This is a genomic window from Hymenobacter sp. HSC-4F20 (genome assembly GCF_019599275.1).
Classification (GTDB): Bacteria; Bacteroidota; Bacteroidia; order Cytophagales; family Hymenobacteraceae; genus Hymenobacter.
The window spans coordinates 146,822-172,699 of the sequence record NZ_JAHZTD010000004.1 but is presented as its reverse complement, the minus strand read 5'-3'; the positions used below and the strand labels follow the sequence as shown (position 1 = coordinate 172,699).

The 25,878-nt window shown below is 60.7% G+C and carries 23 protein-coding genes; 17 read left to right on the top strand and 6 right to left on the bottom strand.

Annotation, left to right across the window (positions count from 1 at the left end):
• Positions 1 to 136 precede the first annotated feature (136 nt).
• The 4 genes from K3G63_RS19480 to K3G63_RS19465 all read left to right on the top strand — a co-directional run bounded on the left by K3G63_RS19480 (position 137) and on the right by K3G63_RS19465 (position 6,315).
• Positions 137 to 1,786, top strand: coding sequence for a TldD/PmbA family protein (locus tag K3G63_RS19480; protein WP_220615808.1), 1,650 nt, complete (start codon positions 137 to 139; stop codon positions 1,784 to 1,786).
• Between the two features lie 58 nt (positions 1,787 to 1,844).
• Positions 1,845 to 3,179, top strand: coding sequence for a TldD/PmbA family protein (locus K3G63_RS19475; RefSeq protein ID WP_220615807.1), 1,335 nt, complete (start codon positions 1,845 to 1,847; stop codon positions 3,177 to 3,179).
• Between the two features lie 157 nt (positions 3,180 to 3,336).
• On the top strand, positions 3,337 to 4,986 hold the full coding sequence (locus K3G63_RS19470; RefSeq protein WP_220615806.1) for a TldD/PmbA family protein: 1,650 nt from the start codon (positions 3,337 to 3,339) through the stop codon (positions 4,984 to 4,986).
• Positions 4,987 to 4,989: 3 nt separating this feature from the next.
• Positions 4,990 to 6,315, top strand: a complete 1,326-nt coding sequence (locus tag K3G63_RS19465) for a TldD/PmbA family protein (RefSeq protein WP_220615805.1) — start codon at positions 4,990 to 4,992, stop codon at positions 6,313 to 6,315.
• A gap of 255 nt (positions 6,316 to 6,570) precedes the next feature.
• Here K3G63_RS19465 and K3G63_RS19460 read toward each other — a convergent pair whose 3' ends face one another.
• Positions 6,571 to 7,164: a porin family protein gene (locus K3G63_RS19460; protein ID WP_220615804.1), complete on the bottom strand. Its 594-nt coding sequence runs from the start codon at positions 7,162 to 7,164 to the stop codon at positions 6,571 to 6,573.
• Between the two features lie 261 nt (positions 7,165 to 7,425).
• Between K3G63_RS19460 and K3G63_RS19455 the strand changes: the two genes are divergently transcribed.
• Entirely contained in the window at positions 7,426 to 8,049 is a 624-nt protein-coding gene (locus K3G63_RS19455) for a DUF4159 domain-containing protein (RefSeq protein ID WP_220615803.1), read from the top strand.
• Positions 8,050 to 8,720: 671 nt separating this feature from the next.
• Here K3G63_RS19455 and K3G63_RS19450 read toward each other — a convergent pair.
• Positions 8,721 to 8,957, bottom strand: coding sequence for a hypothetical protein (locus K3G63_RS19450; protein WP_220615802.1), 237 nt, complete (start codon positions 8,955 to 8,957; stop codon positions 8,721 to 8,723).
• Between the two features lie 175 nt (positions 8,958 to 9,132).
• Here K3G63_RS19450 and K3G63_RS19445 point away from each other — a divergent pair, with 175 nt between their 5' ends.
• From K3G63_RS19445 to K3G63_RS19420, 6 genes are all read left to right on the top strand, one after another.
• Entirely contained in the window at positions 9,133 to 10,110 is a 978-nt protein-coding gene (locus tag K3G63_RS19445; RefSeq protein ID WP_220615801.1) for a MoxR family ATPase, read from the top strand.
• A 131-nt stretch (positions 10,111 to 10,241) separates the two neighbouring features.
• On the top strand, positions 10,242 to 11,114 hold the full coding sequence (locus K3G63_RS19440) for a DUF58 domain-containing protein (protein ID WP_220615800.1): 873 nt from the start codon (positions 10,242 to 10,244) through the stop codon (positions 11,112 to 11,114).
• Positions 11,115 to 11,214: 100 nt separating this feature from the next.
• On the top strand, positions 11,215 to 11,838 hold the full coding sequence (locus K3G63_RS19435) for a DUF4468 domain-containing protein (protein WP_220615799.1): 624 nt from the start codon (positions 11,215 to 11,217) through the stop codon (positions 11,836 to 11,838).
• Between the two features lie 219 nt (positions 11,839 to 12,057).
• Positions 12,058 to 13,626 (top strand): BatA domain-containing protein, encoded by a 1,569-nt coding sequence (locus K3G63_RS19430; protein WP_220615798.1) that lies wholly within the window; start codon positions 12,058 to 12,060, stop codon positions 13,624 to 13,626.
• Between the two features lie 31 nt (positions 13,627 to 13,657).
• Positions 13,658 to 15,940: a DUF4175 domain-containing protein gene (locus K3G63_RS19425; RefSeq protein ID WP_220615797.1), complete on the top strand. Its 2,283-nt coding sequence runs from the start codon at positions 13,658 to 13,660 to the stop codon at positions 15,938 to 15,940.
• Positions 15,941 to 15,982: 42 nt separating this feature from the next.
• Complete coding sequence (locus tag K3G63_RS19420; protein ID WP_220615796.1) at positions 15,983 to 17,761, top strand: hypothetical protein; 1,779 nt, start codon at positions 15,983 to 15,985, stop codon at positions 17,759 to 17,761.
• A 113-nt stretch (positions 17,762 to 17,874) separates the two neighbouring features.
• On the opposite strand, the gene K3G63_RS19415 is transcribed toward K3G63_RS19420, so the two are convergent.
• The gene (locus K3G63_RS19415; RefSeq protein WP_220615795.1) at positions 17,875 to 18,129 is read right to left on the bottom strand and encodes a hypothetical protein; all 255 of its coding nucleotides are present in this window, start codon (positions 18,127 to 18,129) and stop codon (positions 17,875 to 17,877) included.
• Between the two features lie 132 nt (positions 18,130 to 18,261).
• Between K3G63_RS19415 and K3G63_RS19410 the strand changes: the two genes are divergently transcribed.
• The 5 genes from K3G63_RS19410 (at position 18,262) to K3G63_RS19390 (ending at position 21,419) form a co-directional block, all read left to right on the top strand.
• Positions 18,262 to 18,846, top strand: a complete 585-nt coding sequence (locus tag K3G63_RS19410) for an RNA polymerase sigma factor (RefSeq protein ID WP_220615794.1) — start codon at positions 18,262 to 18,264, stop codon at positions 18,844 to 18,846.
• Between the two features lie 65 nt (positions 18,847 to 18,911).
• Positions 18,912 to 20,099, top strand: a complete 1,188-nt coding sequence (locus tag K3G63_RS19405) for a serine protease (protein WP_220615793.1) — start codon at positions 18,912 to 18,914, stop codon at positions 20,097 to 20,099.
• A 311-nt stretch (positions 20,100 to 20,410) separates the two neighbouring features.
• Positions 20,411 to 20,665, top strand: a complete 255-nt coding sequence (locus tag K3G63_RS19400) for a hypothetical protein (protein ID WP_220615792.1) — start codon at positions 20,411 to 20,413, stop codon at positions 20,663 to 20,665.
• 130 nt (positions 20,666 to 20,795) lie between these two features.
• Positions 20,796 to 20,999: a hypothetical protein gene (locus tag K3G63_RS19395; RefSeq protein WP_220615791.1), complete on the top strand. Its 204-nt coding sequence runs from the start codon at positions 20,796 to 20,798 to the stop codon at positions 20,997 to 20,999.
• Between the two features lie 222 nt (positions 21,000 to 21,221).
• Positions 21,222 to 21,419, top strand: coding sequence for a hypothetical protein (locus K3G63_RS19390; RefSeq protein WP_220615790.1), 198 nt, complete (start codon positions 21,222 to 21,224; stop codon positions 21,417 to 21,419).
• 139 nt (positions 21,420 to 21,558) lie between these two features.
• Here K3G63_RS19390 and K3G63_RS19385 read toward each other — a convergent pair whose 3' ends face one another.
• From K3G63_RS19385 to K3G63_RS19375, 3 genes are all read right to left on the bottom strand, one after another.
• Positions 21,559 to 22,227 (bottom strand): SOS response-associated peptidase, encoded by a 669-nt coding sequence (locus K3G63_RS19385; RefSeq protein WP_220615789.1) that lies wholly within the window; start codon positions 22,225 to 22,227, stop codon positions 21,559 to 21,561.
• A gap of 162 nt (positions 22,228 to 22,389) precedes the next feature.
• Positions 22,390 to 23,487 (bottom strand): PAS domain-containing sensor histidine kinase, encoded by a 1,098-nt coding sequence (locus K3G63_RS19380; RefSeq protein WP_220615788.1) that lies wholly within the window; start codon positions 23,485 to 23,487, stop codon positions 22,390 to 22,392.
• Between the two features lie 179 nt (positions 23,488 to 23,666).
• The gene (locus K3G63_RS19375) at positions 23,667 to 24,641 is read right to left on the bottom strand and encodes a cation diffusion facilitator family transporter (protein ID WP_220615787.1); all 975 of its coding nucleotides are present in this window, start codon (positions 24,639 to 24,641) and stop codon (positions 23,667 to 23,669) included.
• A gap of 223 nt (positions 24,642 to 24,864) precedes the next feature.
• Here K3G63_RS19375 and K3G63_RS19370 point away from each other — a divergent pair, with 223 nt between their 5' ends.
• Positions 24,865 to 25,812 (top strand): SMP-30/gluconolactonase/LRE family protein, encoded by a 948-nt coding sequence (locus K3G63_RS19370; RefSeq protein WP_220615786.1) that lies wholly within the window; start codon positions 24,865 to 24,867, stop codon positions 25,810 to 25,812.
• The last annotated feature ends 66 nt before the right edge of the window (positions 25,813 to 25,878 follow it).

Below are 25,878 nucleotides of genomic sequence, written 5' to 3'. Positions count from 1 at the left end.
TGGCAACGAATTCCGAGGTTCTTTGCCTATAATGCAGCCTCGCTACGATAGTTGCGTCAATTGGTTACAATTGGCGGACTGCCGGCCAATACTTTCCTTCGATTTCCATTCCTCCATCACCCAAACTTTTACCTTCTTGAAACGACGCGACTTCGTGGGGCTGACTGGCCTTGCTACCGGGGCCATGTTTCTGCCCTCGGTTCCGGGCTTCGGCGGCGAGCTGATAGACCCCGCCCGCTTGCTGGAGCAAGTGGATCCGGCCATCAAAAAGCGCCTGGCCGACTCGGCCCTGAACGCGGCCAAATCGGCGGGGGCTACCTACGCCGATGTGCGCATTGGGCGCTACCTCAACCAGAGCATCTTCACCCGCGAAAAGCAGGTGCAGAACATTGCCAACGGGGAAAGCTACGGCGCTGGCATCCGGGTTATTGCCAATGGCACCTGGGGCTTTGCCGCTACCAATACCGTTACGGAAGCCGGTATGGCGAAGGCCGCCCAACTGGCCGTGCAGATTGCCAAGGCCAACTCCAAGGTGCAGAAAGAGCCCGTAAAGCTGGCTCCGCAGAAAGGCTACGGCGAGGTGACCTGGAAAACCCCGATTCAGGTAAACGCCTTCGAGGTTCCCATCAAAGACAAGGTGGATTTGCTGCTGGCCGCCAACGCCAAGGCCCTCGACAACGGCGCCAACTTCGTGAATTCGGCCCTGTTTCAGATCAACGAGCAGAAGTACTTTGCCTCTACCGACGGCTCCTACATCGACCAGGACATTCACCGCATCTGGCCGACGCTGGGGGTAACGGCCATTGACCGGGCCAGCGGCAAGTTCCGCACCCGCGAGGCCCTCAGCTCGCCCATGGGCATGGGCTACGAGTACATGCAGCCCAAAGCCCAGGACAAAATCGCCGGCCCCGCCGGCACCGGTCTGGTGGGTTACAAGTACAGCTACGACATGCTGGAAGATGCCACCCTGGCCGCCAAGCAAGCCAAGGAGAAAATCACGGCCAAATCGGTAACGCCGGGCAAGTACGACCTCGTGCTCGACCCTAACCACTTGGGCCTGACGATTCACGAAAGCATCGGCCACGCCACCGAGCTGGACCGCGTACTGGGCTACGAAGCCAACTACGCCGGTACCTCCTTCGCGACTCAGGAATGGAAAGCCAAAAACCAGCCCTACGGCTCGAAGCTCGTCAACATCATTGCCGATAAAACCCAGCCCGGCTCGTTGGGCGCGGTGGGCTACGACGACGAAGGCGTGAAAACCAAGCAGTGGGACATCATCAAAGATGGTAAGCTGGTAGACTACCAGAAGATTCGGGACCAAGCCCATATTGTGGGCCAGAACGAATCGGATGGCTGCTGCTACTCCCAGTCGTGGGAAGATGTGCAGTTCCAGCGCATGGCTAACATCAGCCTCAAGCCTGGCACCGAGAAAATGAGCGTGGATCAGATGATCAGCAACGTGGATAAAGGCATCTACATTGCTGGCCGCGGCTCTTTCTCTATTGACCAGCAGCGCTACAATTCCCAGTTCGGCGGCACGGTGTTCTACGCCATCGAGAAAGGCAAGATTGCCGGCATGCTCGAAGACGTGGCCTACCAGACTAACACAGTTGAGTTCTGGAATAGCTGCTCCGCCATCTGCGACCAGTCGGACTACCGCCTGTTCGGCTCCTTCTTCGATGGCAAGGGCCAGCCCCCGCAGGTATCGGCCGTGAGCCACGGCTCCAGCACTACCCGCTTCAACGCCGTGAACGTCATCAATACTGCCCGCAAAATTGGATAAACGGTGGCTTCACTAGCTCCTTCGCGGGGGCTGGCCCACCATCAGCATATCAACCCATATGGCAATTCTTTCTCAAACCGAAGCCCAGGCCATCCTGAAAAAGGTGCTGAGCTTCAGCAAAGCCGACGAGTGCGAAGCCACGCTCAACGGCCAGACGGGCGGCAACGTGCGCTCGGCGCGCAACGCCATCAGCACCAGCGGCGGCATCGATAACGTGGCCCTCACCGTGGAGTCGCGCTTTGGCAAACGCTCGGGGGTAGCCACCTGCAACCAGTTCGACGACGCAACCCTGCGCAACTGCGTGCAGCGGGCCGAAGAAATTGCCCGCCTCGCCCCGGAAAGCCCCGAGTACATGCCCTTGCTGGGGCCCCAGAAGTACTTGGCTTCGCCTCAGAGCTTCGCCAAAGCTACCGCCGACATCACGCCCGACTACCGCGCTACCCAGGTGGGCGCCAGCATGAAGCTCTGTGACGAAAAGAAACTGACCTCGGCGGCCTTCCTGAACGACTCGGCTGGTTTCGTGGCCAAGCGCAACAGCAAGGGCCTCGAAGCCTACCAGCAGGTATCGGGCCTGGAGTTTAGCATCACGGTGCGCACGCCGGATGGTACCGGCTCGGGCTACGCCACCGCGGATTATAACGACGCCAGCAAGTTCGACGCCCGCCGCCTGACCCAGATTGCGGCCGACAAAGCCGCTGGCTCGCGCAACGCCCAGGCCCTGGAGCCTGGCAAGTACACCGTTATTCTGGAGCCCGCCGCCCTGGTGGCTAATACCGACGCCTCGCTGCTAGCAGCCCTGATGGGTGCCCTCGACGCCCGCAACGCCGATGAAGGCCGCTCCTTCCTGAGCAAAAAAGGCGGTGGTAACCGCAAGGGCGAAAAGCTGTTCGACGAGCGGGTAACCATCTACTCCGACCCTACCCACCCCGAAATTGCCGACCTCACCTTCTCGGGTGACGGCCGTCCTCAGCAGAAAATGACCTGGATTGAGAAGGGGGTAGTAAAAAACCTGTACACCTCGCGCTACTGGGCCCAGAAAGCCGGCATTCCAGATATTCCGCGCCCCGGCGGCTGGATTATGGAAGGTGGCACCCAAAGCACCGCCGACCTTATCAAAGGCACCCAGCGTGGTATCCTGGTTACGCGCCTGTGGTACATCCGCCCCGTTGACCCCCAGACCCTGCTTTACACGGGCCTCACCCGCGACGGAACCTTCTATATCGAGAACGGCAAGATTAAGCACCCGGTGAAGAACTTCCGCTTCAACGAGTCGCCGATTATCATGCTCAACAACCTGGAGGCCATCGGCAAGCCGGTACGGGTAGGTGGCAACCTGGTGCCCCCGCTCAAAATCCGCGACTTCACCTTCACCAGCCTCTCCGACGCGGTGTAGCCTAGCGCCTGCCGCGGTGTTCGTGCAAACCCGCTTGGCCCTTGCCGGGCGGGTTTTGCTTTCTCATTTCACACAGCTGAGTGCTCTGATGGTGACCTACTAGGTTTCGCTCTTGGGTGCTTTCTTAACAAGCTTCTTACTTCCAACCTCTACTCCTTTGAACAGACGTGATTTTGTGGGCGTTACTGGCCTGGCGGCCGGGGCGCTCTGGCTACCGTCGCTGCCCAGCTTTGGCGGCAACCCCGTTGACCCGGCCCGCTTTCTGGAAGGGGTAGACGTAGCGGTGAAAAAACGCCTTTCCGACGCAGCCCTGAACGCGGCTAAATCGGCCGGTGCTACCTACGCCGATGTGCGCATCGGGCGCTACCTTAACCAGGGCGTGTTTACCCGCGAGAAGCAGGTGCAGAACATTGTGAACTCCGAGAGCTACGGGGCCGGTGTGCGCGTTATTGCCAACGGTACCTGGGGTTTCGCGGCTACCAACCAAGTGACGGAAGCGGGCATGGCCAAGGCGGCGCAGCTGGCCGTGCAGATTGCCAAGGCCAACTCCAAGGTGCAGAAAGAGCAAGTGAAACTAGCGCCCCAGAAAGGCTACGGCGAGGTTTCGTGGAAGGCCCCCATCAAGCAGAATGCCTTTGAAGTTCCCATTAAGGATAAGGTAGACCTGCTGCTGGCCACCAATGCCAAGGCCCTGGAAAACGGCGCCAGCTTCGTGAATTCGGTGCTATTTCAGGTGAATGAGCAGAAGTACTTTGCCTCCACCGACGGTTCCTACATCGACCAGGACATCCACCGCATCTACCCCACGTTTGGGGTAACGGTAGTAGACCGGGCCTCAGGGAAATTCCGCAGCCGGCAGGCGCTTAGCTCGCCCATGGGTATGGGCTACGAGTACCTCACGCCCAAGGCCGAGGATAAAGTAGCTGGCCCCCAAGGCTCCGACGTGGTAGGCTATAAGTACAGCTACGATATGCTGGAAGATGCCGCCCGCGCCGCCCGACAAGCCAAGGAGAAAATCACGGCGAAGTCGGTAACGCCGGGCAAGTACGACCTGGTGCTCGACCCGCACCACCTGGGCCTCACCATTCACGAGTCGGTAGGTCACCCGCTGGAGCTGGACCGCGTGCTGGGCTACGAGGCCAACTATGCCGGCACCTCCTTCGCTACCCTGGAGTGGAAGGCCAAGGGTCAGCCTTACGGTTCCAAGCACGTCAACATTGTGGCCGACAAGCTGCAGCCCGGCTCCCTGGGTGCCGTGGGTTACGACGACGAAGGCGTGAAAACGAAGGAGTGGATGCTGATTGACCAGGGCAAGCTGGTAGACTACGAGAAAATTCGGGACCAGGCGCACATCGTGGGCCAGAACGAGTCGGACGGCTGCTGCTACTCCCAGTCGTGGCAGGATGTGCAGTTCCAGCGCATGCCCAACGTGAGCTTGCGGCCCGGCAAGGAGAAGCTGAGCGTAGATCAGATGATTGCGGGCGTAGATAAGGGCATTTACATTGCCGGCAACGGCTCGTTCTCCATCGACCAGCAGCGCTATAACTCGCAGTTCGGCGGCCAGGTGTTCTACGCCATTGAGAAAGGCAAAATTGCCGGTATGCTCGAAGACGTGGCCTACCAGACCAATACCCTGGAATTCTGGAACAGCTGCGCGGCCGTCTGCGACCAGTCGGATTACCGGTTCGCGGGCTTCTTCAACGATGGCAAAGGCCAGCCCAGCCAAAGCTCGGCGGTAAGTCACGGTTCCAGCACTACCCGTTTCAACGGCGTGAACGTTATCAACACCGCCCGCAAAATCGGATAAGCTATGGCCATTCTTTCCAAAGACGAGTCGCAGGCTATCCTGAAGAAAGTGGTAGGTTTCACTACCGCCGACGAATGTCAGGCTACCCTGCAGGGCCGCACCAGCGGCAACGTGCGCTACGCCCGCAACTCTGTAAGCACCGCCGGCGCGGCCGATAACGTGTCGTTGGTAGTGGAGGCACGGTTTGGCAAGCGGGCGGGGGTAGCCACCTGCAATCAGTTTGACGACGCCACCCTGCGCCGCTGCGTGCAGCGAGCCGAGGAAATTGCCCGCCTCGCTCCCGAAGACCCCGAGTACATGCCCTTGCTGGGTCCGCAGCAATACCTCACGCCCGTAAGCTACGCCGCCAGCACGGCCGCCATTACCCCGGATTTCCGGGCCCAGGCGGCCGGCGACAGTATAGCCTTGTGTACTGCCAAGCAGCTGACCGGCGCTGGCTACCTCGAAGACGGTGCTTCTTTCCTGGCCCTGCGCAACAATAAAGGCCTCGAAGCCTACCAGCAAAGCACTACCCTCGATTTCTCGGTGACGGTGCGCACGCCCGACGGCACCGGCTCGGGCTATGCCGTAGCTGACTTTACGGATGTCAGCAAGTTCAACGCCAAGGCCCTGACGCAGATTGCGGCCGACAAAGCCGCCGGCTCGCGCAACGCCAAAGCCCTGGAACCCGGCAAGTACACCGTGATTCTGGAACCTGCGGCCCTGGTTTCCGACGAAGGGTTGCTCAACAACCTCGTGTACAACTTCGGGGCCCGCGAGGCCGACGAGGGCCGCTCCTTCCTGAGCAAGAAAGGGGGCGGCAACCGCACCGGCGAAAAGCTCTTTGACCCGCGCATCACCATCTACTCCGACCCGCTGAATCCTCAGGCGCCCGGCGGCGTGTTCGATGGGGAAGGGCTGCCGGTTAAGCGCATGAATTGGGTGGAGAAGGGGGTAGTAAAGAACCTGTACTACACCCGCTACTGGGCCCAGAAAACCGGCAAGCAGCCTACGGCCTTCTCCGGCAACTTCATCATGGAAGGCGGCACCCAAAGCGTGCAGGACCTGATCAAGAGCACGGCCAAGGGCATTCTGGTCACGCGCCTGTGGTACATCCGCGACGTGGACCCGCAGACCCTACTCTTTACTGGCCTGACCCGCGACGGAACGTTTTACATCGAGAACGGCAAAATCAAGCACCCGGTGAAAAACTTCCGCTTCAACGAAAGCCCGGTGATTATGCTCAACAACATCGAGGCCATTGGTAAGCCCGTGCGGCTGGGCGGCAACCTGGTGCCCCCGCTTAAAATCCGCGACTTTACCTTCACCAGCCTCTCCGACGCGGTGTAGGCCTGCGAAGTGGGCTGTAGAGCATTGTGGCTTCTCCCGGGTGCCGGGAGAAGCCACTTTTTTGTAGTGCATGAAATACCTTCTGTTGCCTACTATTCTGCCAGCTCCCCTTCTTGCCTCGGCACAAGTAGCTGTTCCAATAGCTGAGCCCAGGCCGGCAGCTACAACCTCAGGTAGCCGCAAGATTTAATCAGGATTGTAACCAATTATAACCGCTACAAAAGCAACATATCCAGCAGCGGCCACTGGGTCGGTTTACTTGCCCAGCTGTAGGGCCACGTATCCCTGAATCACGCGGTTGCGCAGCCGCGGGTCGTTGGTGCCACTGACGTTACGCACGTCGTTGATGTCGTTGACCCCAGCGTTGAAGCGCGCTCCTATCAGAAGGTTGCTCAGTTTCAGACCCGCACCGGCGCACAGGCTCAGGTCGCCGCGCTTGTAGCTGCTGTAGGGGCCCGTTCCGGAGGATGAAACGCTCAGGTCGCCGCTGGCATCTTTGGAGAGCAGAAACCCAAACTGCGGTCCGGCCTCTACGAATACTGGCCCGACGGTTACCTTCGCCAGCACCGGTAGGTTGAGGTAGTGTAGCTTGGCGTTGTAGTTTCCGAGCGCATCCTTAAATGAGCTACCCTGCAAAGAATACAGCAACTCCGGCTGAATCGAAATCGGGCCAATCAGGTCGGCTTCGTAGAAAATGCCGGCGTGGTAGTAGGTTTTGTACTTGGTGGAGGTAGACCCGAGGTTGTCTCCATCGAGAACAGCCGCGTTGATACCGGCTTTAAGGCCCAGCTGAGCATGGGCGGTGGCGGCTAGCAGCAAGACTAGCAACAGGAGCAGAGTACGTTTCATAGCGCAGGTAGTGAAGTGGTTATACGAGCAGGTGCTGGGTAGTAACGTAAAACCTTCTGCCTGAGGTATGGTCGACTTTCGGAATTACGACTTGCCGAGCTGCTTTCCAGCAGACACCCGAGCCTGCCAAACTCCGCTTTATTTTCGGCAGAACTTGCGCCCTGGGCACGCCGAAACTTCCCAACTTTCTCGCTTCTTGCAAGCCACCTCGGCTCTATACCTGGTGTCTTTGCCCCGCATCTTCTCTTTTTAGCTCTCCGCATGCCTGCTCCCTTCACCTTTGTGCGCCTACAATACCGCTCCGGCGACTGGGATGCCGTGGACGAACGGATGCCCGCCAACTTGCTCCACTCCCTGGTCCAATACACGAAAGTGCCCGTCAATGCCAAGGAGAAAGTAGTGGCTCTCGACTCGCCGGAGCTGTTTCGCTACCCCTTCTGCTACCTCTCAGGGCACCGGCTGGTGCAATTCTCGGCGGCGGAAAAAAAGAACTTCGAGCAGTACGTCCGCGGGGGCGGCTTCGTGTTCGTCGACGACTGCAACCACGATATCGACGGGCTATTTGCCCGCTCCTTTGAGGAGCAGATGCGCGTATGCTTTGGCGCCGGGGCGCTGAAGAAGCTTCCCAAAACCCACCCCATCTATTCGCAGTTTTTCAAGTTTCCGGAAGGTCCGCCCAACACCGGCTTCGAGCTTAACGGCTGGGGCGACGACCTGGTGCACGACTACCTGAAGGGAATCGAGATGAACGGGCGCCTGGCCGTGCTCTACTCCAACAAGGATTATGGCTGCGAGTGGGACTACGACTTCCGCAACAAGCGCTTCCTGGCCGAGGACAACACCAAGTTCGGGGTCAACATCATCCTGTATGCGCTAACGGCCTAGTTTACCCCAGCGGTATGCTACTCCCAGGCGGCCATCAGGTAGCAGGCGGCTTTTCTGGTACATACTTTCATCGAGATTAGTTAAGCTACCAAGCGGAACGTCAGAGGAAAGTGGGCCCCAGTAATTCACTCCTAAGGCCACATCAACGCCCCAATGGCCTTTCCGATTAAACAGTTGCCACCCAACCGACAGGCCCGGCCCAGCCCAGTGCTGCCACCAGTCGCGGTATCCCAAATCGGTGCGAACCGCTCGGTAGCGCACTGCCCCAGCTAGGTATAGTCCTTCTGCCGGACGCAGCTGACTTACTAAATAGTACCGCCCTTGTATGCCACCGCCCCACCTGACATCCTGCGGCCGACCGCCCCAGAGTAATACCTCAACTCCTACGCTTTTGTGGGGGTCAACAACTCGCTCATAGGACAGCAGTACGGGTACAATTGGCTTGAAATAGCGCCGCATGAAATTATAGTCAGCGGTAAACCCAAGCGGCCCCCCTATATCAAGCCGGATTACGCTGCAACCCCCAACAGAGTCGGCAGGAAGTAGCACTTGGCCTTGCGCTTGGCAGGGAGACGCCTTTACTATTAGAGCAAGCGTAGTAGTCAGGAGAAGAAGGCCGCAATGGTGCATAAGCGAAACAGAGCTATAGAGTAAAGAATAATTGAGCGAGCTTAAACCCGGTACCCCAGGCTGATGCGGCGGCCGTCGAATACCGCACCGCTCTTATAATTCCGGATCAGAATGCCGCCTATAGCTAGCCGCAGGACGTGACAAAAGGCTGGAGCCTTACGTGGGAGTAGGGAACCCGTGGGTGCTTGGGCGGGCAGGGCACCGCTGACGAGGCCCGGCACAAATACCAGGGAAACCCGTTGGGCCAGTTGAAAATTGCGGAGGTAGTTGTGTATCATGGGCCGAAATAGATACTTGCAACTGGGGCCCGCAAACCAGTCGGCTACCCAATCAGACTTTATCAAGCCAATAAAAAACAAGGCAAAACTCATTTATCAAGCATCCTTGCGGTACTATAGCTGACTTTATGCTAGTGCCCCAGCTTCTCTCCCGACTTCTCAACCTTGCTTTTCCGTGACCGAACAAGACGTAACTCGCCTACTTCAGAAAATACCGCAGCTTAAACAGGAAATCGGGAAGGTGATTGTGGGCCAGCAGCAAGTGCTGGATGAAGTGCTGGTAGCCCTGCTGGCCGGGGGCCACGCCCTGCTGGAAGGCGTGCCCGGCCTGGCCAAAACCCTGCTAGTGCGCACCCTGGCCCAGGCCACCGACCTGCCCTTCCGCCGCATTCAGTTCACCCCTGACCTGATGCCCACCGACATTCTGGGCACTGAAATTCTGGAGGAAGACCACGGCACCGGGCACCGCTCGTTCAAGTTCAATGAGGGGCCTATTTTCGCCAGCCTCGTCTTGGCCGATGAAATCAACCGGACGCCGCCCAAAACCCAGGCAGCTTTGCTGGAGGCTATGCAGGAAGGGCACGTAACGTACGCCGGCCAGGAGCACGCCCTGCCCAAGCCGTTCTTTCTGCTGGCCACCCAGAACCCCATTGAGCAGAGCGGCACCTACCCCTTACCCGAGGCCCAACTCGACCGATTTCTGCTCTACGTTCGCATTGGCTACCCCACCGAGCAGGAGGAACTGGCTGTGCTGAGCGGCACCACGGGCACCAGTCGCCAGCAGGTGCAGCCGGTGCTGGGCGGCGAGGAAGTACGGCAGTTGCAGCAGCTTACGCGCCAGGTGAGCATCAGCGAGGAGCTGCTGAGCCTGGTAAACCGGCTGGTGCGCGCTACCCGCCCGGCAACGTCGGAGGTGAAGTTTATCCGCGACTATGGCCGCTGGGGTGCGGGTCCGCGCGCGGGTCAGGCCCTGATTCTGTGCGCCAAGGCCCGGGCCCTCATTCACGGCCGCTTTGCTGCTACCCTGGAAGATATTCAGGCCCTGGCCCCGGCCGTACTGCGCCACCGCGTGCTGCTCAACTTTAACGCCGAAGCCGAAAACCTGACGCCCGACGATGCCGTGCGGGAGCTACTGAAGGCAGTTTCCTTATAGGGTGCGCGGGTAGGAAGGTGTGAGGGCAGGGGTCGGGACGCATACCGGCCTTTCTACTGCGCTTCTCTATTGTATTTGTATTGTCCTACCTCTCTAACCCCTACCCTCACACCCTCCTACCCTATACAAGCATGCTAACGCCCGAACACCTCCACGCCCTGCACAACCTGCCGTTAGCCGCCAAGCGTGCCGCCGAAGGCCTGCTGCACGGGGCGCACGCCAGCCGGCGGCGCGGGGCAGGGTTGGAGTTCAGCCAGTACCGCCCCTACCAGCCCGGCGACGACCTGCGCCGCCTTGATTGGCGCCTGGCGGCCCGTTCCGACCGGTACTACCTGCGCGAATCGGAGGTAGATACCAGCCTGGTGGTACACCTGGTGCTGGATGCCACCGCCAGCATGAACCACCGCGACGATAATGGCCTCACCAAGCTCGACTATGGCCGGCTGCTGTGCGCGGCCCTGGCCTACGTAGCCAGCCAGCAGGGCGACGCCGTGGCGCTTACCATTCTGCACCCGGCCGGCCTGCGCCACCTGCCGCCCCGCGCCGATGCCCGCCAGTTGCCGCGCCTCTACCACGCCCTGGAAACTACCGAAGCCACCGGCTCTTTCCCCGATGCGGCTACCCTGGCCCCGCTCACGGCCCGCCGCCAACCGGCCCTGACCATTTGCGTGAGTGATTTGTACGAGGAAAACGGGGAGATTGAGCGGCTCCTGACCCGGCTGCGCGCTGCCTCCGGCGAAGTACTGCTGCTCCAGCTGCTGGCCCGCAATGAGCTGGAATTCACTTTCCGCGGAGCCATAACCTTCGAGGACCTGGAAACCGGGCGCACCTTGCAGCTCAATGCCGATCAGCAGCGCCGCACCTGGCAGCAACACCTGCAGCAGTGGCTCCGCGACACGGCCCAACGCGCCCGCACCCACAGCTTCGATTACTACCAGCTCAGCACCGCAGAGGCCCTAACCAGCGCCCTGCGCGAGTTCCTGCGGCGGCGTAGTCTGGCATAGGCCGCTATCCGGGAGTCCGGCTGAATAGTTGCTTTACCTGATATTCTACCGTATTCCTTTGGTTATGAAGCACTATTTTCTCGCTGCAGCTCTTAGTTGTTTGTCTCACGCCAGCTGGGCACAGTACGCCCGGGCGCTACCAGTAGTGCCTATCGATAGTACTACCCAGCTTATCAGCTACCGCGGGACCCTGCCGGTTCCTACCCTGCCGGCCGCTGAGCTGTACGGCCGTGCGCAGGAGTGGCTGGCCCGGCAGTTTGAAGACTACAGGTCGGTGGTACAGTTTGCCGATGCCACCCGCGGCGTGCTGATAGGTCGGGCCATTGTGCAGGCCCATGCGCCGGCCCAGAAAAACCAGGATGCCCGTAAGTTCAACGTGCTTTTTCGCTTCTGCTTCCGGGTGCAGAACGGGGCGTTGCGCTACGAGCTGACCGACATCAGCTACCCAAGCTACCCGGTTACGGTGGCCGCCGCCGATGCCGGCAGCGGGTTGGCGGCCGATGGCTTGGTGGGGTGGCTCCGCCAGGATGAGTTTTCCCGCCTGGGCACCACGGCCACTCAAACTTACCGGCAGCCTGTGGAGCCAGTTCTGCGCAACTACGATCAGTACACGGAGAAAGGAGCGCCCAAACCGCGCATGCTCCAGCAATGCCAGGGCATTGAGGAGGCCATGACTACGCTACTGGCTTCGCTGGGTCAGCAGCTCACTAGCCCACACCCGTAAGGAAAAACAACGGACGGAATTGGCGGGGAGCTTCCGGAGCAGGTCGGACCGCGTTAGTGAGCGAAGAGCCGGCAGCTGCTGAATTTACGGAGTAGTTCCCGCAGGAGCCGCAACGCCGACACCTGAAGTTGTGTCTGTGTTTCTGTTTTGCCTACTTTCCGGCGGGAGGTAGCTTGCAGAAGTTGCGTATACTTCGTCACCAGAAACCAGATTCGCTGCTTGCCTTCGTTGTTTTTCCTCCATGCCTCCGCCGGATGGCTGGCCCTGCTGGGGCTGGCCGTGCCGCTGGCTATTTACCTCTGGAACCGGCGGCCGGGGCGGGTAGTGCCAGTAGGCAGCCTGCGGTGGCTGGAAGCGGCGGCCAACCAACGCCTGCGCAGCATTAAGCCCGAACAAGTGCTGCTGCTGCTGCTGCGCGCTGGCATCCTTGGCCTACTGGCGTTGGCCCTAGCCGGCCCAGCCCAACGCCGGCTCCCGCTGCCCCGGCGAGGACAGGTGCTGCTAAGTCCGGCCGCTTCGCCGGCGCAGTTGGCCACTGTACGCCCCCTGCTGGACTCGCTGCGCCGCCGCGGCTATGAGCTGCGCTACCTGGGCAGCCCGCGGCCAGGCTTGCCCACGTCCTGGGCCGCAGTGGGGCTGGCGGATGCCCGCACGGCCGATACTACCGCGGTCAGCCTAGCCCATACTCCTGCTACCACGCCCCTCTCTTTATGGAGCAGCGTGCAGCAGGCCGCCGACTCCCTTCCCGGACGCCCCCTGGTAGTGGTAGCCCCGCTTACCCTGGAGGCATTCCGGGGCAGCCGTCCGGCCCTGCCGGCCACTGTCCGCTGGGTACCGCTCCCGCCCGCCGACTCCGTGACGTGGCCCGTGGCCGCCTGGCGCCCCCACCCCGATAGCCTCGTGCTCCTGCTGGCGGCCGGCGCCGAGAGGAGCACCGTTTTCCGGCGTATCCGGCGGGCGTGGCCGACCACGAGCGGCTTGGTTTCTGGCCTGGGAACGGGCGTAACAGTTGATTTCGACGCGCAGCGCCAGCAGCTCACGACCCTGGCACCCGGCGGCGCCCGCCGGGCGCTTCCCTTACTGACCCGGCCGCTTCGCCTGGCCGTAAGCACCGATGCCACCCACGCCCCCGCCGCCGAGGCACTTACGGCGGCGCTGCGGGCGGCCGGCTCTGTGCTGCCCCTGCCCCCCCGGCTCCGGGTAACGACTACTTCTACCATTCCCGACTCGCTGGACTGGCTTTTTTGGCTGCGCGAAGCACCCCTGCCTGCCGAGTGGGCCCGGCGGGTTTCGGCCGGCCTGCAGATTTGGGAGGAAGCCCGGGGTCGGGGGCAGGATGCAGCGGACAGCTACCTGCCCCCAGGCAGCACAGCTCCTATCCGGCTTCTGCGCCTCGATACCGCCCGCCGGGCCGGGATACCCCGCTGGGCATCGGCTACCAACCGGCCCCTGCTGACCGCCCGCACGGAAGGTCGTGGCAGCCGCTACTACCTGCACACCCGCCCTGATCCACAGTGGAGCGAGCTGGCCGACAGCCCCGAGCTGCCAGCTCTGCTCCTGCCCCTGCTCCTGCCCGCTTCCCTGGCTGCCCCGGGCTCCGACCCGCGCCCTATGCCTTTGCGCCAGTTGAGCAACCCTTTCCCAACACAGACTGCTACCCCGGCCGCCGAAGATAAAGTACCTCTCCGTGACCTGACTCCGTGGCTGGTAGCGGCGGCGGGCCTCCTTTTTGCCCTGGAGCGGCTGCTGGCGGCCCGGCGCTTACCCGGCAGACTTCCCGCTGCCTAAACCCTTCCTGACTTCTCGTATTTCTCCCGAAATGAGTTTACTCACTGCTACCGTTGCCGCCCCCGATGCCGCTTTGCGGGAAGCGCAGGGCTCGTGGGCCCGGCGCCGCACGGCCGCCCTGCTGCTACCGGCCCTGGCGGGCGGCGTGCTGCTGGCCGCAGGGTACGCCGGGTGGCCGGCAGCACGCCCAACGGTAGTAGTTGCGGCCTGCCTCGCCCTGGGTGGGCTGGCCGTGCTGCTCTGGCGCATCTGGCGGGTCGCGCTGCCTGAGCTGGCCCGGCGTCTTAACCGCCAGCATCCCATTCTCGAAGACAGTGCCGGCCTGCTGCTCCGCGCCCCGGAGCGCCTGAACCTGCTGGAGCAGCTCCAGCAGCAGCGCCTGCGCGCGCGCCTGCCGGAGCTGGCCGCGGCCGGGCCCTTGCTACCCGTAGATTTTCGGCGCCCCCTGCTGCTGAGCGGCCTGCTGCTGCTGGTCGCGGGGGCCGTATACTGGCTGCGGCCCACGGCTGAGGCGGCTAGCACCCCAGCCGGAAAGCCGGTTCAGCTGCGGTTTACGCAACCGGCTACCCAACCCCCATCCGCAGCCCGCATTCTGGAAACCCGCCTGCGGGTAGCACCGCCGGCTTACACCCACCAGGGGGCCTTTTCCCCCTCCGCTGCTTCGTTTCGCTGCCTGCGCGGGAGCCAGGTACGCTGGACGGTGCGGGTAAGCCGAGCCGGGCAGCCGGCACCCGTGCTGGAACTGGGGGGCCGCCGGCTGAGCCTGCGCCCGGTAGCCGGCCAGCCAACGGAGTTTATTGCCGAAACGACGCTGAACACCGCTGCCCTCTACCGTCTGCGGTTGGGCCAGCAGGTTTCCGACGAATACGCCATCGACGTGTACCCCGACCGTGCCCCAACTATCCGCCTGCTTACCCCGAAAGCCTATACCTTAGTCGAATTCGGGCGGCCACCACAGGTAGCGGTGCGTGCGCAGCTCCACGACGACTTCGGCCTGACCCGGGCCCGCCTGGTAGCTACCATTGCCCAGGGCCAGGGCGAGGCTGTAAAGTTCCGGGAGGTAGTTACCGACTTGAGCGCCGTGCTACGGGGGCAGCCCGCAACAGTGAGCGTGCAGCACTTGCTGCGCCTGCCCGCCCTGGGGCTGACCTACGGCGACGAGGTGTATTTCTACTTGCAGGCCTGGGATACGCACCAGCAGTTCACCCGTTCCGATACCTACCTGGTGCAGTGGGAAGATACCACCGTGCAGGAAAGTGCCCTGGATGTGTCGTTGGGGGTGAGTGCCAAACCCGCCTACTTCCGCAGCCAGCGCCAGATTATCATTGATACCGAAAAGCTGCTGGCAGAACAGAAAAGTCTGGCGGCCGCTACGCTGCTGGAGCGTTCCAACGGCATTGGCTTCGATCAGAAGATCTTGCGGATGCGCTACGGCAAGTTTTTGGGCGAAGAAGCGGATGAGACCATCGGGGCCGCGCCCCAGGCGCCCGCCGCCGATTCCCCGCCCGAAGCGCCTGGTCTCGGCTCCGTAGTAGCCGAGGACCACACCGAAGCGCCTACCCCGGCTGCCGAAGAGCACTCCCCCACCGATGGACACGACCACAGCCACGAGCACGCCGGAGCTGCGGCCGATGCCGCGCCCGGTGCCGCCCTGACCGCCGAGCTGATGGACCCGTACATCCACCACCACGACGACTCCGAAACGGCCGATTTCCTGGAGCCGGCCGTCAAAGCCAAGCTGCAAGCCGTGCTTGGTCAGATGTGGGAAGCCGAGCTGCGCCTACGCACCGGCCGGCCGCGCGAGGCGCTGCCGTTTGAGTACCGCGCCCTCCGCCTGCTCAAGCAAGTGCAGCAACAAACCCGGGCCTACGTTAAAAAAGCCGGTTTTACGCCTCCTCCTATGCCAGAAGCTACTACCCGCTTAACCGGCGACCTTACCGGCGCGGCAGCCCCGCGCCGCCAGCAGCAGCTACCCGCTCCTGCCCGCCAGCCCGTGGTGCGTGCCGCCCTGCGGGTGCTCACGCAACTACGCGCCGGGGAGCGGCCGCCGGGTGCAGCGGCCACGCTGGAACAGGCCGGGCCTGAGCTGTCCCGGGCCGCCCTTCAGCAGCCCGGCGCTTATCTGAGCGCCCTGCGTGAGCTGCGGCGGCTCACTGCTGCCCTGCGGCAGCAACAACCGGTTACCACCTTGGCCTCCACGTCGCTGGAGCGCGCCCTCACCAGCCTGCTCCCGCTTCCGGCAGCGTCTCCTACTCACGCGCCCGCCCCGGCAAACCGCTTGGCTCAGCGTTACTTCCAAGAGCTTTCCCGGTAAGTCACCTGTCTGCTATTCTTCGCCCGTCAGCTTATTTTTTGCATGCTTTACTTTCTTGGTTTCTGTCTGCTGCTGGCGATGGTGCTAACGTTTGCCGCGTGGCGCCGGCCCGGCCCGCGGCGGCTGGCGTGGCGGATAGGCGCGGGGCTGGCGGCTGTTGGCGGGCTCTGGCTGGTGGCATTCCCGCCGGTTCGCACCAAGCGGCTACCTGCCTCTTCCACGGCCGTGCTGCTGACGGATGCTTACTCTGCCGACACCCTGCGCCAAGTGCTAGGCCGGCTGGGTGCCGCTACCCTGGTGTGGCGTTACGCAACACCCGCCGCCGATACGCCTACCCTAACCAACCTACCTGCCCTACGGCAGCGCCTACCCCAGCTACAAACCTTGCACGTGCTAGGACAAGGTTTGGCGGCGGCAGATGTGGCTGCCTTGCACGGCCTGCGCGTAGTGGCCCACCAAGATTTCTCAGTCGGGGGCTTTCAGGCGGCGGCCTGGCACCGGCGGCCTGAACTGGGGAAGCCCTGGTTTGTAGAAGGATTGCTTACTGGCATCAGCGGCCCCACCTGGGTTAGCCTATACGCCGCCGGCGCGGGCCGCGACTCCGTGCGGCTGCCTGCTGGCAGCGGCGGGTTCAGGCTGCGCTTTACTCCGCGCACTGAAGGGCGGGCAATCTACACGCTGGTGGCCCGGCAGGCGGGCGGCGTGGTGGCACAGGAGCCCATTCCGCTGGAGGTTCAGCCGGCCCGGCCCTTGCGGGTACTGTTGTTGGCGGCAGCCCCTTCTTTTGAAACTCGCTTTCTAAAGAATTACCTGGCTTCTCATCAGCACGCCGTGGCCGTGCGCACGGGGGTAAGCCAGGGGGTAGCTCAAACAGAGTTTTTGAACGTAGCTACTTCTCCTCCCGACCTTACCCGTCTCACACCGGCCTTGCTGGCCCGGTTTGAGGTAGTAGTAGCAGATGCCGCTTCCTTGGCTGGTCTGGCGCCCCCCGAAACGACAGCCCTAGGGCAAAGCGTACGAGCCGGCACGTGTGGCCTGCTCCTGCTGGCAGACGCGCCCAGCGTGCCTCGCAATCTGCCCGCCAGCAGCACCTTTCAGGTACAGGCCCTACCTGCTGCCGCTATAGCCCCGCAACTGCTGTCCTGGCCCGAGGCGCCGGCCCGCCTGGGCGCGCCACTCACCGCGGTGCTTCGGCCGGCTACCGGCCTCCGGCCCCTGGTAACCACTGCCCATCAGCAGCTGGTAGCGGCCCACCGCCGCGTTGGCCTGGGCCGAGTTGCGGTAACCACACTCACCGAAACGTTTCCCTGGCTTCTGCAGAACCACGCGGCGGCATACGATGCGTACTGGAGTTACCTGCTGACGGCCGTGGTGCCTACAACCGGAGCAGCAGCTACTATTCAGCCTCTGGCGCTCTGGCCCCGGCCCAACACTCCCCTGCTGCTGCGCGTGACCGGGTCGCCCGCCTCTTTGCTGCAGGTGCGCCCGGCCACGGCTACAGCTACTACGCCTGAAGCTGTGGCGCTACGCCAGGATGAGTACGTTCCCGAGTGGGCGACGGCTCCCTATTGGCCCGCGGCACCGGGCTGGCACGAGGCCCAAAGCGGGGCGGCCCGGCACTGGTTTTATGTGTTCCGCAGCACCGAGTGGCGCGGGCCAGCCTACCAACAGTGGCAGCAGGCCGCAGCGGCTTTGGGCCCGCAGGCCGTCGTTCATTCTGCAGCTGTGGCAGAGCTTCACCGTACGGCCTGGCCACGCTGGTGGGGCTACCTATTGTTTCTGCTGGGTGCCGGCCTGCTGTGGCTGGAGGAAAAGCTGTAAAACGCCTGGCCCCATCTACTATACGCCCCAGAGGGATAACAACGAAAAGGCCCGGGCTCCGCCGTGCGGAACTCGGGCCCCAGGAATAACGTACCGGCCAAACCGGCGCGTAATTACTTCTGCTCGGTGGTGGTAGTCGTGGTGGTAGCTTCCGTGGTAGCGGGAGCAGCCGTGGTAGCAGCATCGGTAGTAGCAGCCGCCGTGGTGTCGGTGGTAGCAGCCGTAGAATCGGTGGTAGCCGGAGCGGTAGCTTCTACCGACGTAGCTTCGGTCGACGTGGTGGTTTCTTCAGCTTTCTTCGACTCGCACGATACGAGGGTAGCAGCGAATACAACGGCCAGAGCAGATACCTTCAGGAGGTTGTTCATTTTTGGTAGGTTTGAAAAATTTTGTCCGAAAAACGCCCTTCATACTGGCAAAGGCGAATAGTAACCCAACTGTAGAAAATATTTTTTCCCTGGGTTACGAAGCGGAGTTCAATGTATTAAGCAACAAAGCGAATGGGTAAGGGACAACCTGCCTACACCGACGAGGAATTTGTGGCGGCTATTCGCCGCGACGACGACCGGGCGCTGGCGCAGCTCTACCGGCTACACTTTCCCATGATTTCGCACTACGTGCTGCAAAACAGCGGCACCGACGACGAGGCCAAGGACGTGTACCAGGAGGGCGTGATGGTATTCTATGAAAAGGTCCGCGACGGCTCCCTGGAGCTAAGCTGCCAGATCAAAACCTACCTCTACGCCGTGTGCCGCCGCCTCTGGCTGAAACGGCTCACCGAGAAAACCCGCTTCAGCGGCCGCCTCGACGACCACGAGCCCTACCTCGAAACCGGCGCCGAAGCCGATTTGGAGGTAGCTGAGGAGCGCGACCGGCAGCTAGGCACCATGAGCCAGGCGCTGGAGCGGATTGGGGAGCCTTGCCGTTCGCTTTTGGAAGGATTTTACCTGCTCGACAAATCGATGCAGCAGCTCACGGCTGAGTTTGGCTATACCAACGCCGACAACGCCAAGAATCAGAAATACAAGTGCCTGGTCCGGCTTAAAAAACTGTTTTTCAGTCAGTACCAGGAACATGAACCCTAGCCCCGGCGGTTAGTATGGAAACATGGGCTCACGCCTAGTTCCGGCCTCTACCGCCACCCCCGGAAATGAAAACCGAAGCTGACTATTTTGCTTTATTCGATGCCTACCGCGCTGGTACGCTGCCAGCCGACGAACGCGCGGGCCTGGAACTCCGGCTGGCCGCCGACGCCGACCTGGCCCGACGCCTCCAGGAGTTCGAGGAGCTAACGGGCACCCTCACGGCCTACGGCCGGCGTCTGGCCCTGCGGCGCAAGCTCCACGCCATTCATGCCGATATGGAGGCCGAGCAGGCTGTGCGCCTTACCCCGCTGGCGAAAGTAGCCGAGGAAGACGAGCGCCACGAGCGGTTTGCCACGGGCCAGGCTCCGCGTCCGCTGCTGCGCATCTCGCGCACCGAAGAAAAACTGCGCGCCTTCTGGAACAGCCACCGCGCCACCATGATGGTGGCAGCCTCCGTGGCCGTGATGGCCGTATTTACTACCCTCTTGGGTCTGGAATGGTGGCGCGCTTCCCAGAGACCTTCCCTGTACGGCTACACGGTGCTGCGCCGGGAAGTAGAGCGAATTAAGCAGACCCAGCGCTCCATGAACCGTACCCTAAACCAGATTGAGTCGGCGCCGGAAAAGAGCAACCCTGGCAAATTCAGCGGCACAGGCTTTGCTCTTACTGCCGATGGCTACCTGGTAACCAGCTACCACGTTATTCAAGGTGCTGATTCTTTGCTGATTGAAGGCCGTGACCGGCAGCGCCTGCGCGCTGAGCCTGTCTTCACAGATGTGGCCCATGACCTAGCCATTCTCCAAATTAAGGACAAAGCATTCAAGGGCTTTGGCCGTCTGCCCTACTCCTTCAAGCGCGGACAGTCAGATTTGGGGGAGAAAGTATACACCCTGGGCTATCCGCGCGAAGACTTGGTGTTTAATGATGGCTCGCTCAGCGCCCGCTCCGGCTTCGAGGGCGACACGGGCTTCTACCAGATCAGCATTCCGGTTAACCCCGGCAACTCCGGTGGCCCCCTGCTCGACGACAAGGGCAACCTGATTGGGGTAATCAGCGGCCGACAGATGGATGTACAGAGCGCTGCCTTCGCTACTAAATCGTCCTACCTGATGCGGCTGGTTGACTCCCTGGGCTCTGCGGGGGCAGGTCAGCCCTACAACCTGCCCCGCTCCAACCAGCTCACCGGCACTTCCCGACCCCAGCAGATTCGGAAGCTACAGGACTACGTGTTCGTGGTGAAGGTATACGAGTAAGCCGTTTAGTTGCTCACAACAACGCCTGACTAACCGGCTGGCATGCCGGGTTAGTGCTTAGCCACAAAAAGCCCCTCCCCCGGAGGGGCTTTTTGTGGCTAAGCACTGTTACTGCGTAACTACTTGCCCCGATGCTGATTAAATTCCTGTGCCGCGTAATTGCATGAGCAGTCAGCAACCTAGCTAACCAGTGCTGACCGACAAACCCCATCTCAGCCATATCAAAAAGGAAGCATCTTCCGTACAGGCTCTCGGTGGTTAAGCCATCAGTTTCTAAGCCCTCTTCCTTCACTTGTCCTTATTTGCCCGCTATGAGCACTCAATTGCCAAAAGAAGTCGAAAAAATTGCTCCGGAAGAAATCATTGATACCCTGCAGAGTGCCTACAAGGTGTTCAAAGGGGAGCATGATCACCTAGACGACCTGCTGAAGAGCAGCGGTCAGTTACTCCGTAAAGCTTCCCAGCGTTTCACTCCTACCCAACTGATTATCGGTATTGCAGTAGTAGCCAGTATTGCCGTTTTCGCCGTAGCGAAGGCTACCGACTCTGAGCACGAAGCGGCATAACACTGTTCATTGTATTACTGAAAGCTCCCTGTGACCCAGGGAGCTTTTTTTGTGGGCATATTTGATATGGTTTTTTTAATAAATAATTTATCATATACTTGCAAGTAGTCAAACGAAACTCACTTGCGTTATGAAAATATCTACTGCTGCCTTGCTCGGCATCCTGCTATTTCTTGGAGTTGATGCCGCTGCCGCCACCCACGAAACAACGGAGGCAACTTCTGTGGCTGTGCCGATTCTGAGTGCCAGCCGTCCTCACAAGCACGGTGGCTGGGTTAAGCGCAAGAAGCGCCGTGTTGTACCAGCTTACCGCCGCCTCATGCGGCACCGGTAGCACGCTTTTATCTTGTTGAGCACCCAAAAACAGCCCAGCCGGTTTCCCTGCAGCTCCGTTGCAGAAGTCGGCTGGGCTGCTTTTGGGCGTGTATAGTATTACGTAAGCAACCAGCAAGCTTATTGCTGCAACAAGACATAGTATTGTAATATCCTATATATGATAAGTCAAACTAACCAGTTATACTTGCCTTCGAATTTAATTATATGTGATTATAATACCATGAAACACCTGCTCCCGGCTTTTCTACTTCTGGTTACTTGCACCATCATCCTGCCTGACACGGCGGCAGCCGCTCCCGCTCCTAGTGGCCGGGCTCGGGCCAAAAATGGCTGGCTTAGCCGTCACCTGAAAAAGCGGCGTCCTCCTGTGCTGCCCTACGAACGAGCCCTACGCCGCAACGAGTTGTTTCGGTCTTAGAGCACCTTGGCCCGCCGTACAATAGACAAGCAGCAGTATAGGCTTCAGACCACAGCCAGTTAGGCCTGCGCCGAGCAGGACCTGACGCCGGACAGGTAGTGCGGAACTTAGCTTAGGGCACGGAAGGCTCTGGGGCAAACTAGGCGGCGGGCACAAGTACGCTCGGGTCGTTATGGGCTGGGGAATTTACCAGCGGACTTACCACATACTCCCGCATGGTACGGGCGGTATGTGGCTGCAATAACTGCTGATGGGCGGCGGCTCCTACGGCATCATCCAGCCACGCCAACTCCGCTGCCCGATCCGGTAACAGCACGGGCATGCGGTTATGGATGGGAGCCATCAGGCTGTTAGGTGCTGTGGTAATGATGGTGAAGGTAGGTTTCACTTCTCCCGTTTCTCGGTCCAGCCACTCATCCCAAAGACCCGCAAAGGCAAATGGCTCTTCGGAGGCCAGCAGAATCCGATGCGGCACCTTGCCGTGGTCAGTAGCTTGCCACTCATAGAAACTATCGGCTAGTACCAGAGCCCGCCGACGCTGCAGCAACGTCCGGAAAGAGGGCTTTTCGCTTAAAGTTTCGGCGCGGGCATTAATGGGCCGGGGTGCTTTCTGCAGGTCGCGCACCCACCCGGGCACCAGTCCCCACTGCACCAGCCGAATACGGCCGGGGTCGGTATTCAGAATGACGGGCAGCCGTTGCGAGGGTGCCGCATTATAGGTAGGAGGAGCCGGCGACTCCGCGAAGGAAGCCTCGAAACGGGCTTCCAGCGCGGCAGCAGGCGGCGTAACGGTGTATCGGCCGCACATAAGAAAACAGAAGTAGTACTGCTCCTTTTACGCATCTTTTGGCGGCACGGCCATAAAAACCTGGTGACTACCGCGTAGCTGCTAGTTCTAAGCACCCTGGCCTACTGTCCAGCCCGCTACGTGGTATAGCTCGTAGCTGAGAGGCGGGCCCCGGCGTACCAGCTAGGCGGGCTGCAGTCGGGGTAGCCGAATATAGAAGGTAGTGCCCTGGCCCTCTTCGCTTTCGTAGCTGATGGTCCCCTGGTGCAGTTCCACGATGACCTTAATAATGGACATACCCAGACCAGTACTTTTTTCGCCCCGCAGACCCGGGCGGCGGGCGGGCGTAAATCGTTCAAAAAGCGTGTTCTCGTACTTTTTAGAAATTCCAATGCCATTATCGGCCACGGCTACCAGTACCTGCTCCCCCGAGTCCTGCACACTGACGTGAATGTGGCCGCCATCCGGAGTAAACTTGATAGAGTTGCTAACCAGATTGTTAACCACCTGCATAAACTTATTCTCGTCGAGGTAGAGGTAGCAGGTAGGCGGTCCGTCAAACGTAAAGCGCTTCTGAATTTCATCACCCGATTTCTCGTACTCTGCCACCAACGTGCGCAACTCCGTGGCCAGATCCAGGCGCTCCAGCTTCAACTCCACATTCGACGATTCCAGAAACTCGTGGTCTACAAAATCCCGAATCAGGTTCACGCTGTCCTGGCAAGTTGTCTGCATAGTTAGGAGCAGCTCCGTGAGTTGAGTATCCTGCAGCTTTTCTATCCGCTCGCTCACATAGCCTGCCACCTGCTTAATCATAATGAAGGGTCCCGCCAAATCGTGAGAAAGGACCTCCAGCGTTATATTCTTCTTTTTATTGAAGCGATTAGCATTATCTATGTACTCCCGGGCCCGGGTAATATCGTGCACGGTGCCAGTAAGGTAGGTGTAGCCCGGCGCCTGCTCTACCCGGCCCACCGTCAGGCACAGCCACTGAATACGCTGCAGTACCCCCCGGGGCGGCAGCAGACGCAGCTCCACGTCTTCCACAAACTTGCCCTGCAGCACATGATTAAGCCGGGCGGAGGCAAACTCTTGGTCCTCGGGGTGCAGGCGGGCCAGCAATTCCGGCAAGTCTTCATTGACTGCTTCCGGTGCCCGCTTTATAACTGCTTCGTAAGCCGGACTGACGTACTCCACCTGCCCCGTTTCTAAGCGATACGCAAAGTAAAGTACTTGGCTACGGTCGGCCAGCGGGCGAAATAGAGTGGCGAAATCAAGCATAAAAACAGAGATAGTATGCATACATACGTAAGACCCCAGCAGGCGTTAGGCTACGTGTAACCTATTGATTATTGGGCAGTAAAGAAACCGGCAAGTGCTGCCAGTCGCTCTCGTGTGCGTTGCCCGCCCCGAAGCCAGACCAGTTGTGCGCACCTGGGTACCGGCGTATCCTGGGCGCATTAGGGAAGAGAAGTGGGTAGTTCACGAGCCCCCTGTGCCGCCAGCGAAGCAGTAGGCTGAATAAACAGGTGCTGGATATCGGGATATTGCTGCTGAATGGTTGTCTGTAAGTGGCGGATAACATCACTGAGCTGGGCAGCTGCCAGATGGTCCTGAAACTCTACGGGCAGCACCAGCAGAATATCATGCGGGCTAAGGTAGGAGGAGAGAGGTGGGGCAGTGGCTACCACGGCGGCATTGGCCCGCACAAGGCGAACCACCTCGGCCAGTAGCTCCGGCTCAGCCGGCTCGCCAAGCAGCAGGCTCTTGTTTTCGCGCAGCAGCAGCCCAGCCACTACCACCAGAATCACCCCGATAAGCAGGGAAGCTACTCCGTCGAGGTAAGGGTTTTGCAGCTGATGACTCAGAAAAACTCCCAGAAAGGCAACCAGTAACCCGAGCAAATCGGCCGCATCCTCGAACAGCACTACGAACGTCGACGGGTCTTTGCTGCCGCGGAACGCCCGCCAAAAGGAGCGGCTACCCCGCTGCGCATTAAAGGTGCGGCGGGCCACCAGAAACGACGCTCCATCAAAGAGGAAGGCCACCCCCAGCACCACGTAGTTCCAGGTCGGGTCGCCGGGCGGTACGGGGTGGCGCAGGTGCTCGATTCCCTCATACATGGAAATGCCCCCCCCGATGGCAAAGATGCAGATTGAGACGATAAACGACCAGAAGTACAGTTCTTTGCCGTAGCCAAAGGGTCGAGTTTCCGAGGCGGGCTGCTGGCTTCGGCGCAGCCCCAGCAGCAGCAACCACTCGTTGGCCGTGTCCACCACGGAGTGAATGCCCTCGGCTACCATAGCCGAGCTGCCCGTGAAAGCGGCCGCCACAAACTTAATAACGGCAATGGCCAGGTTGGCTGCCAGCGCAGCCACAATAGCCAGTTTGGAGGAGGGCGGCGCGGGCGCGGTAGTAGAAACGGGGTTTGACACGGAACAGCAGGCATAAGATGAAGCGGGCCCGGCAACGCAAGGCACCGACGATGCGTGTTCGGGTGTACGGGGCTCCTCGCTGGGTGGCCGCCGCCGGGCATCCCAATTTCTGGTAGCTGACTCGCGGCCCCCTTCCTTGGCTAGCCGCGGCACCCTCTTGTTCCGTACTAAATCAGCTGACTGCCCCGAGCAGCTAGCGTATGTTTTCCGTGTTGTTACCAGGATGAAAAATTATGTAACCTTCCGCCGTCTGGTTGTGGTGGGCGTGGCCGCCGCGCTGGCCGGCACCCTGTTCGGCTGGAAAGCTCTTGCCGCCCCGCCCCAAGACCGCCCCATTCGCTCCGTTCTGGCCCCGCACGCGACGCCCAAGCTGGTGACCCGGCAGTTTACGTTCACGGAAGGCCCGGCAGTGGACAAGGCGGGCAACGTATTCTTTACCGATCAGCCCAACAACAACATCTGGCGGTATAGCACTGATGGGCAACTCTCGGTTTTTCTGGATAAGGCCGGCCGGGCCAATGGCCTGTACTTCGACAAGAAAGGAAACCTGCTGGCCTGCGCCGACGAGGACAATCAACTCTGGTCTATTGATGCGCGGGGCCGGGTTACGGTGCTGGTGAAAGAGGTGCAGGGCCACCGCCTCAACGGACCCAATGACCTGTGGATCAACCCCAAGACTGGAGGCATATATTTCACGGATCCGTACTACCAGCGTGACTATTGGACCCGCACTGCCCCCGACCCCGGCCTGAGGGGCCAGTATGTGTACTACCTGGCCGACGGGCAAGCAACTCCCGTTGTAGCGGCTGACCAGTTGCGCAAGCCCAATGGCATCATTGGCACACCCGACGGGCGACTGCTCTACGTTGCCGACATCGAAGCCAACAAAACCTACCGCTACCAGATTGGCCCTGGGGGCCAGCTTACTAACCGGCAGCTGTTCGTGGAGCAGGGCTCCGACGGGATGACGCTGGACAGTGCAGGCAACGTGTACCTGACGGGCAAGGGTGTAACGGTATATAGCCCCACCGGCCAGCAGCTGGAGCACATTGCTATTCCTGAAGAATGGACCGGCAATGTATGCTTCGCGGGGAAAGACCGCCGCACCTTATTTATTACTGCCTCCCAGGGCATATACACCGTGCCGATGCGGGTAAAGGGTGCACAATAGCTCCGGGAATGCGCTACCTCAGTATTGACGCTGCTGCACGTCCAGCCGCCTGGAAAAGGGAAGCCT

Excerpts from the sequence above, each read along its gene's own strand:
- K3G63_RS19380 (WP_220615788.1), bottom strand. The coding sequence starts at position 23,487 with ATGCTTGATTTCGCCACTCTATTTCGCCCGCTGGCCGACCGTAGCCAA.
- K3G63_RS19420 (WP_220615796.1), top strand. The coding sequence starts at position 15,983 with ATGCTTTACTTTCTTGGTTTCTGTCTGCTGCTGGCGATGGTGCTAACG.
- K3G63_RS19405 (WP_220615793.1), top strand. The coding sequence starts at position 18,912 with ATGAAAACCGAAGCTGACTATTTTGCTTTATTCGATGCCTACCGCGCT.
- K3G63_RS19390 (WP_220615790.1), top strand. The coding sequence starts at position 21,222 with ATGAAACACCTGCTCCCGGCTTTTCTACTTCTGGTTACTTGCACCATC.
- K3G63_RS19385 (WP_220615789.1), bottom strand. The coding sequence starts at position 22,227 with ATGTGCGGCCGATACACCGTTACGCCGCCTGCTGCCGCGCTGGAAGCC.
- K3G63_RS19400 (WP_220615792.1), top strand. The coding sequence starts at position 20,411 with ATGAGCACTCAATTGCCAAAAGAAGTCGAAAAAATTGCTCCGGAAGAA.
- K3G63_RS19370 (WP_220615786.1), top strand. The coding sequence starts at position 24,865 with ATGAAAAATTATGTAACCTTCCGCCGTCTGGTTGTGGTGGGCGTGGCC.
- K3G63_RS19450 (WP_220615802.1), bottom strand. The coding sequence starts at position 8,957 with ATGATACACAACTACCTCCGCAATTTTCAACTGGCCCAACGGGTTTCC.
- K3G63_RS19475 (WP_220615807.1), top strand. The coding sequence starts at position 1,845 with ATGGCAATTCTTTCTCAAACCGAAGCCCAGGCCATCCTGAAAAAGGTG.
- K3G63_RS19395 (WP_220615791.1), top strand. The coding sequence starts at position 20,796 with ATGAAAATATCTACTGCTGCCTTGCTCGGCATCCTGCTATTTCTTGGA.
- K3G63_RS19425 (WP_220615797.1), top strand. The coding sequence starts at position 13,658 with ATGAGTTTACTCACTGCTACCGTTGCCGCCCCCGATGCCGCTTTGCGG.
- K3G63_RS19415 (WP_220615795.1), bottom strand. The coding sequence starts at position 18,129 with ATGAACAACCTCCTGAAGGTATCTGCTCTGGCCGTTGTATTCGCTGCT.
- K3G63_RS19455 (WP_220615803.1), top strand. The coding sequence starts at position 7,426 with ATGCCTGCTCCCTTCACCTTTGTGCGCCTACAATACCGCTCCGGCGAC.
- K3G63_RS19465 (WP_220615805.1), top strand. The coding sequence starts at position 4,990 with ATGGCCATTCTTTCCAAAGACGAGTCGCAGGCTATCCTGAAGAAAGTG.
- K3G63_RS19440 (WP_220615800.1), top strand. The coding sequence starts at position 10,242 with ATGCTAACGCCCGAACACCTCCACGCCCTGCACAACCTGCCGTTAGCC.
- K3G63_RS19410 (WP_220615794.1), top strand. The coding sequence starts at position 18,262 with ATGGGTAAGGGACAACCTGCCTACACCGACGAGGAATTTGTGGCGGCT.
- K3G63_RS19460 (WP_220615804.1), bottom strand. The coding sequence starts at position 7,164 with ATGAAACGTACTCTGCTCCTGTTGCTAGTCTTGCTGCTAGCCGCCACC.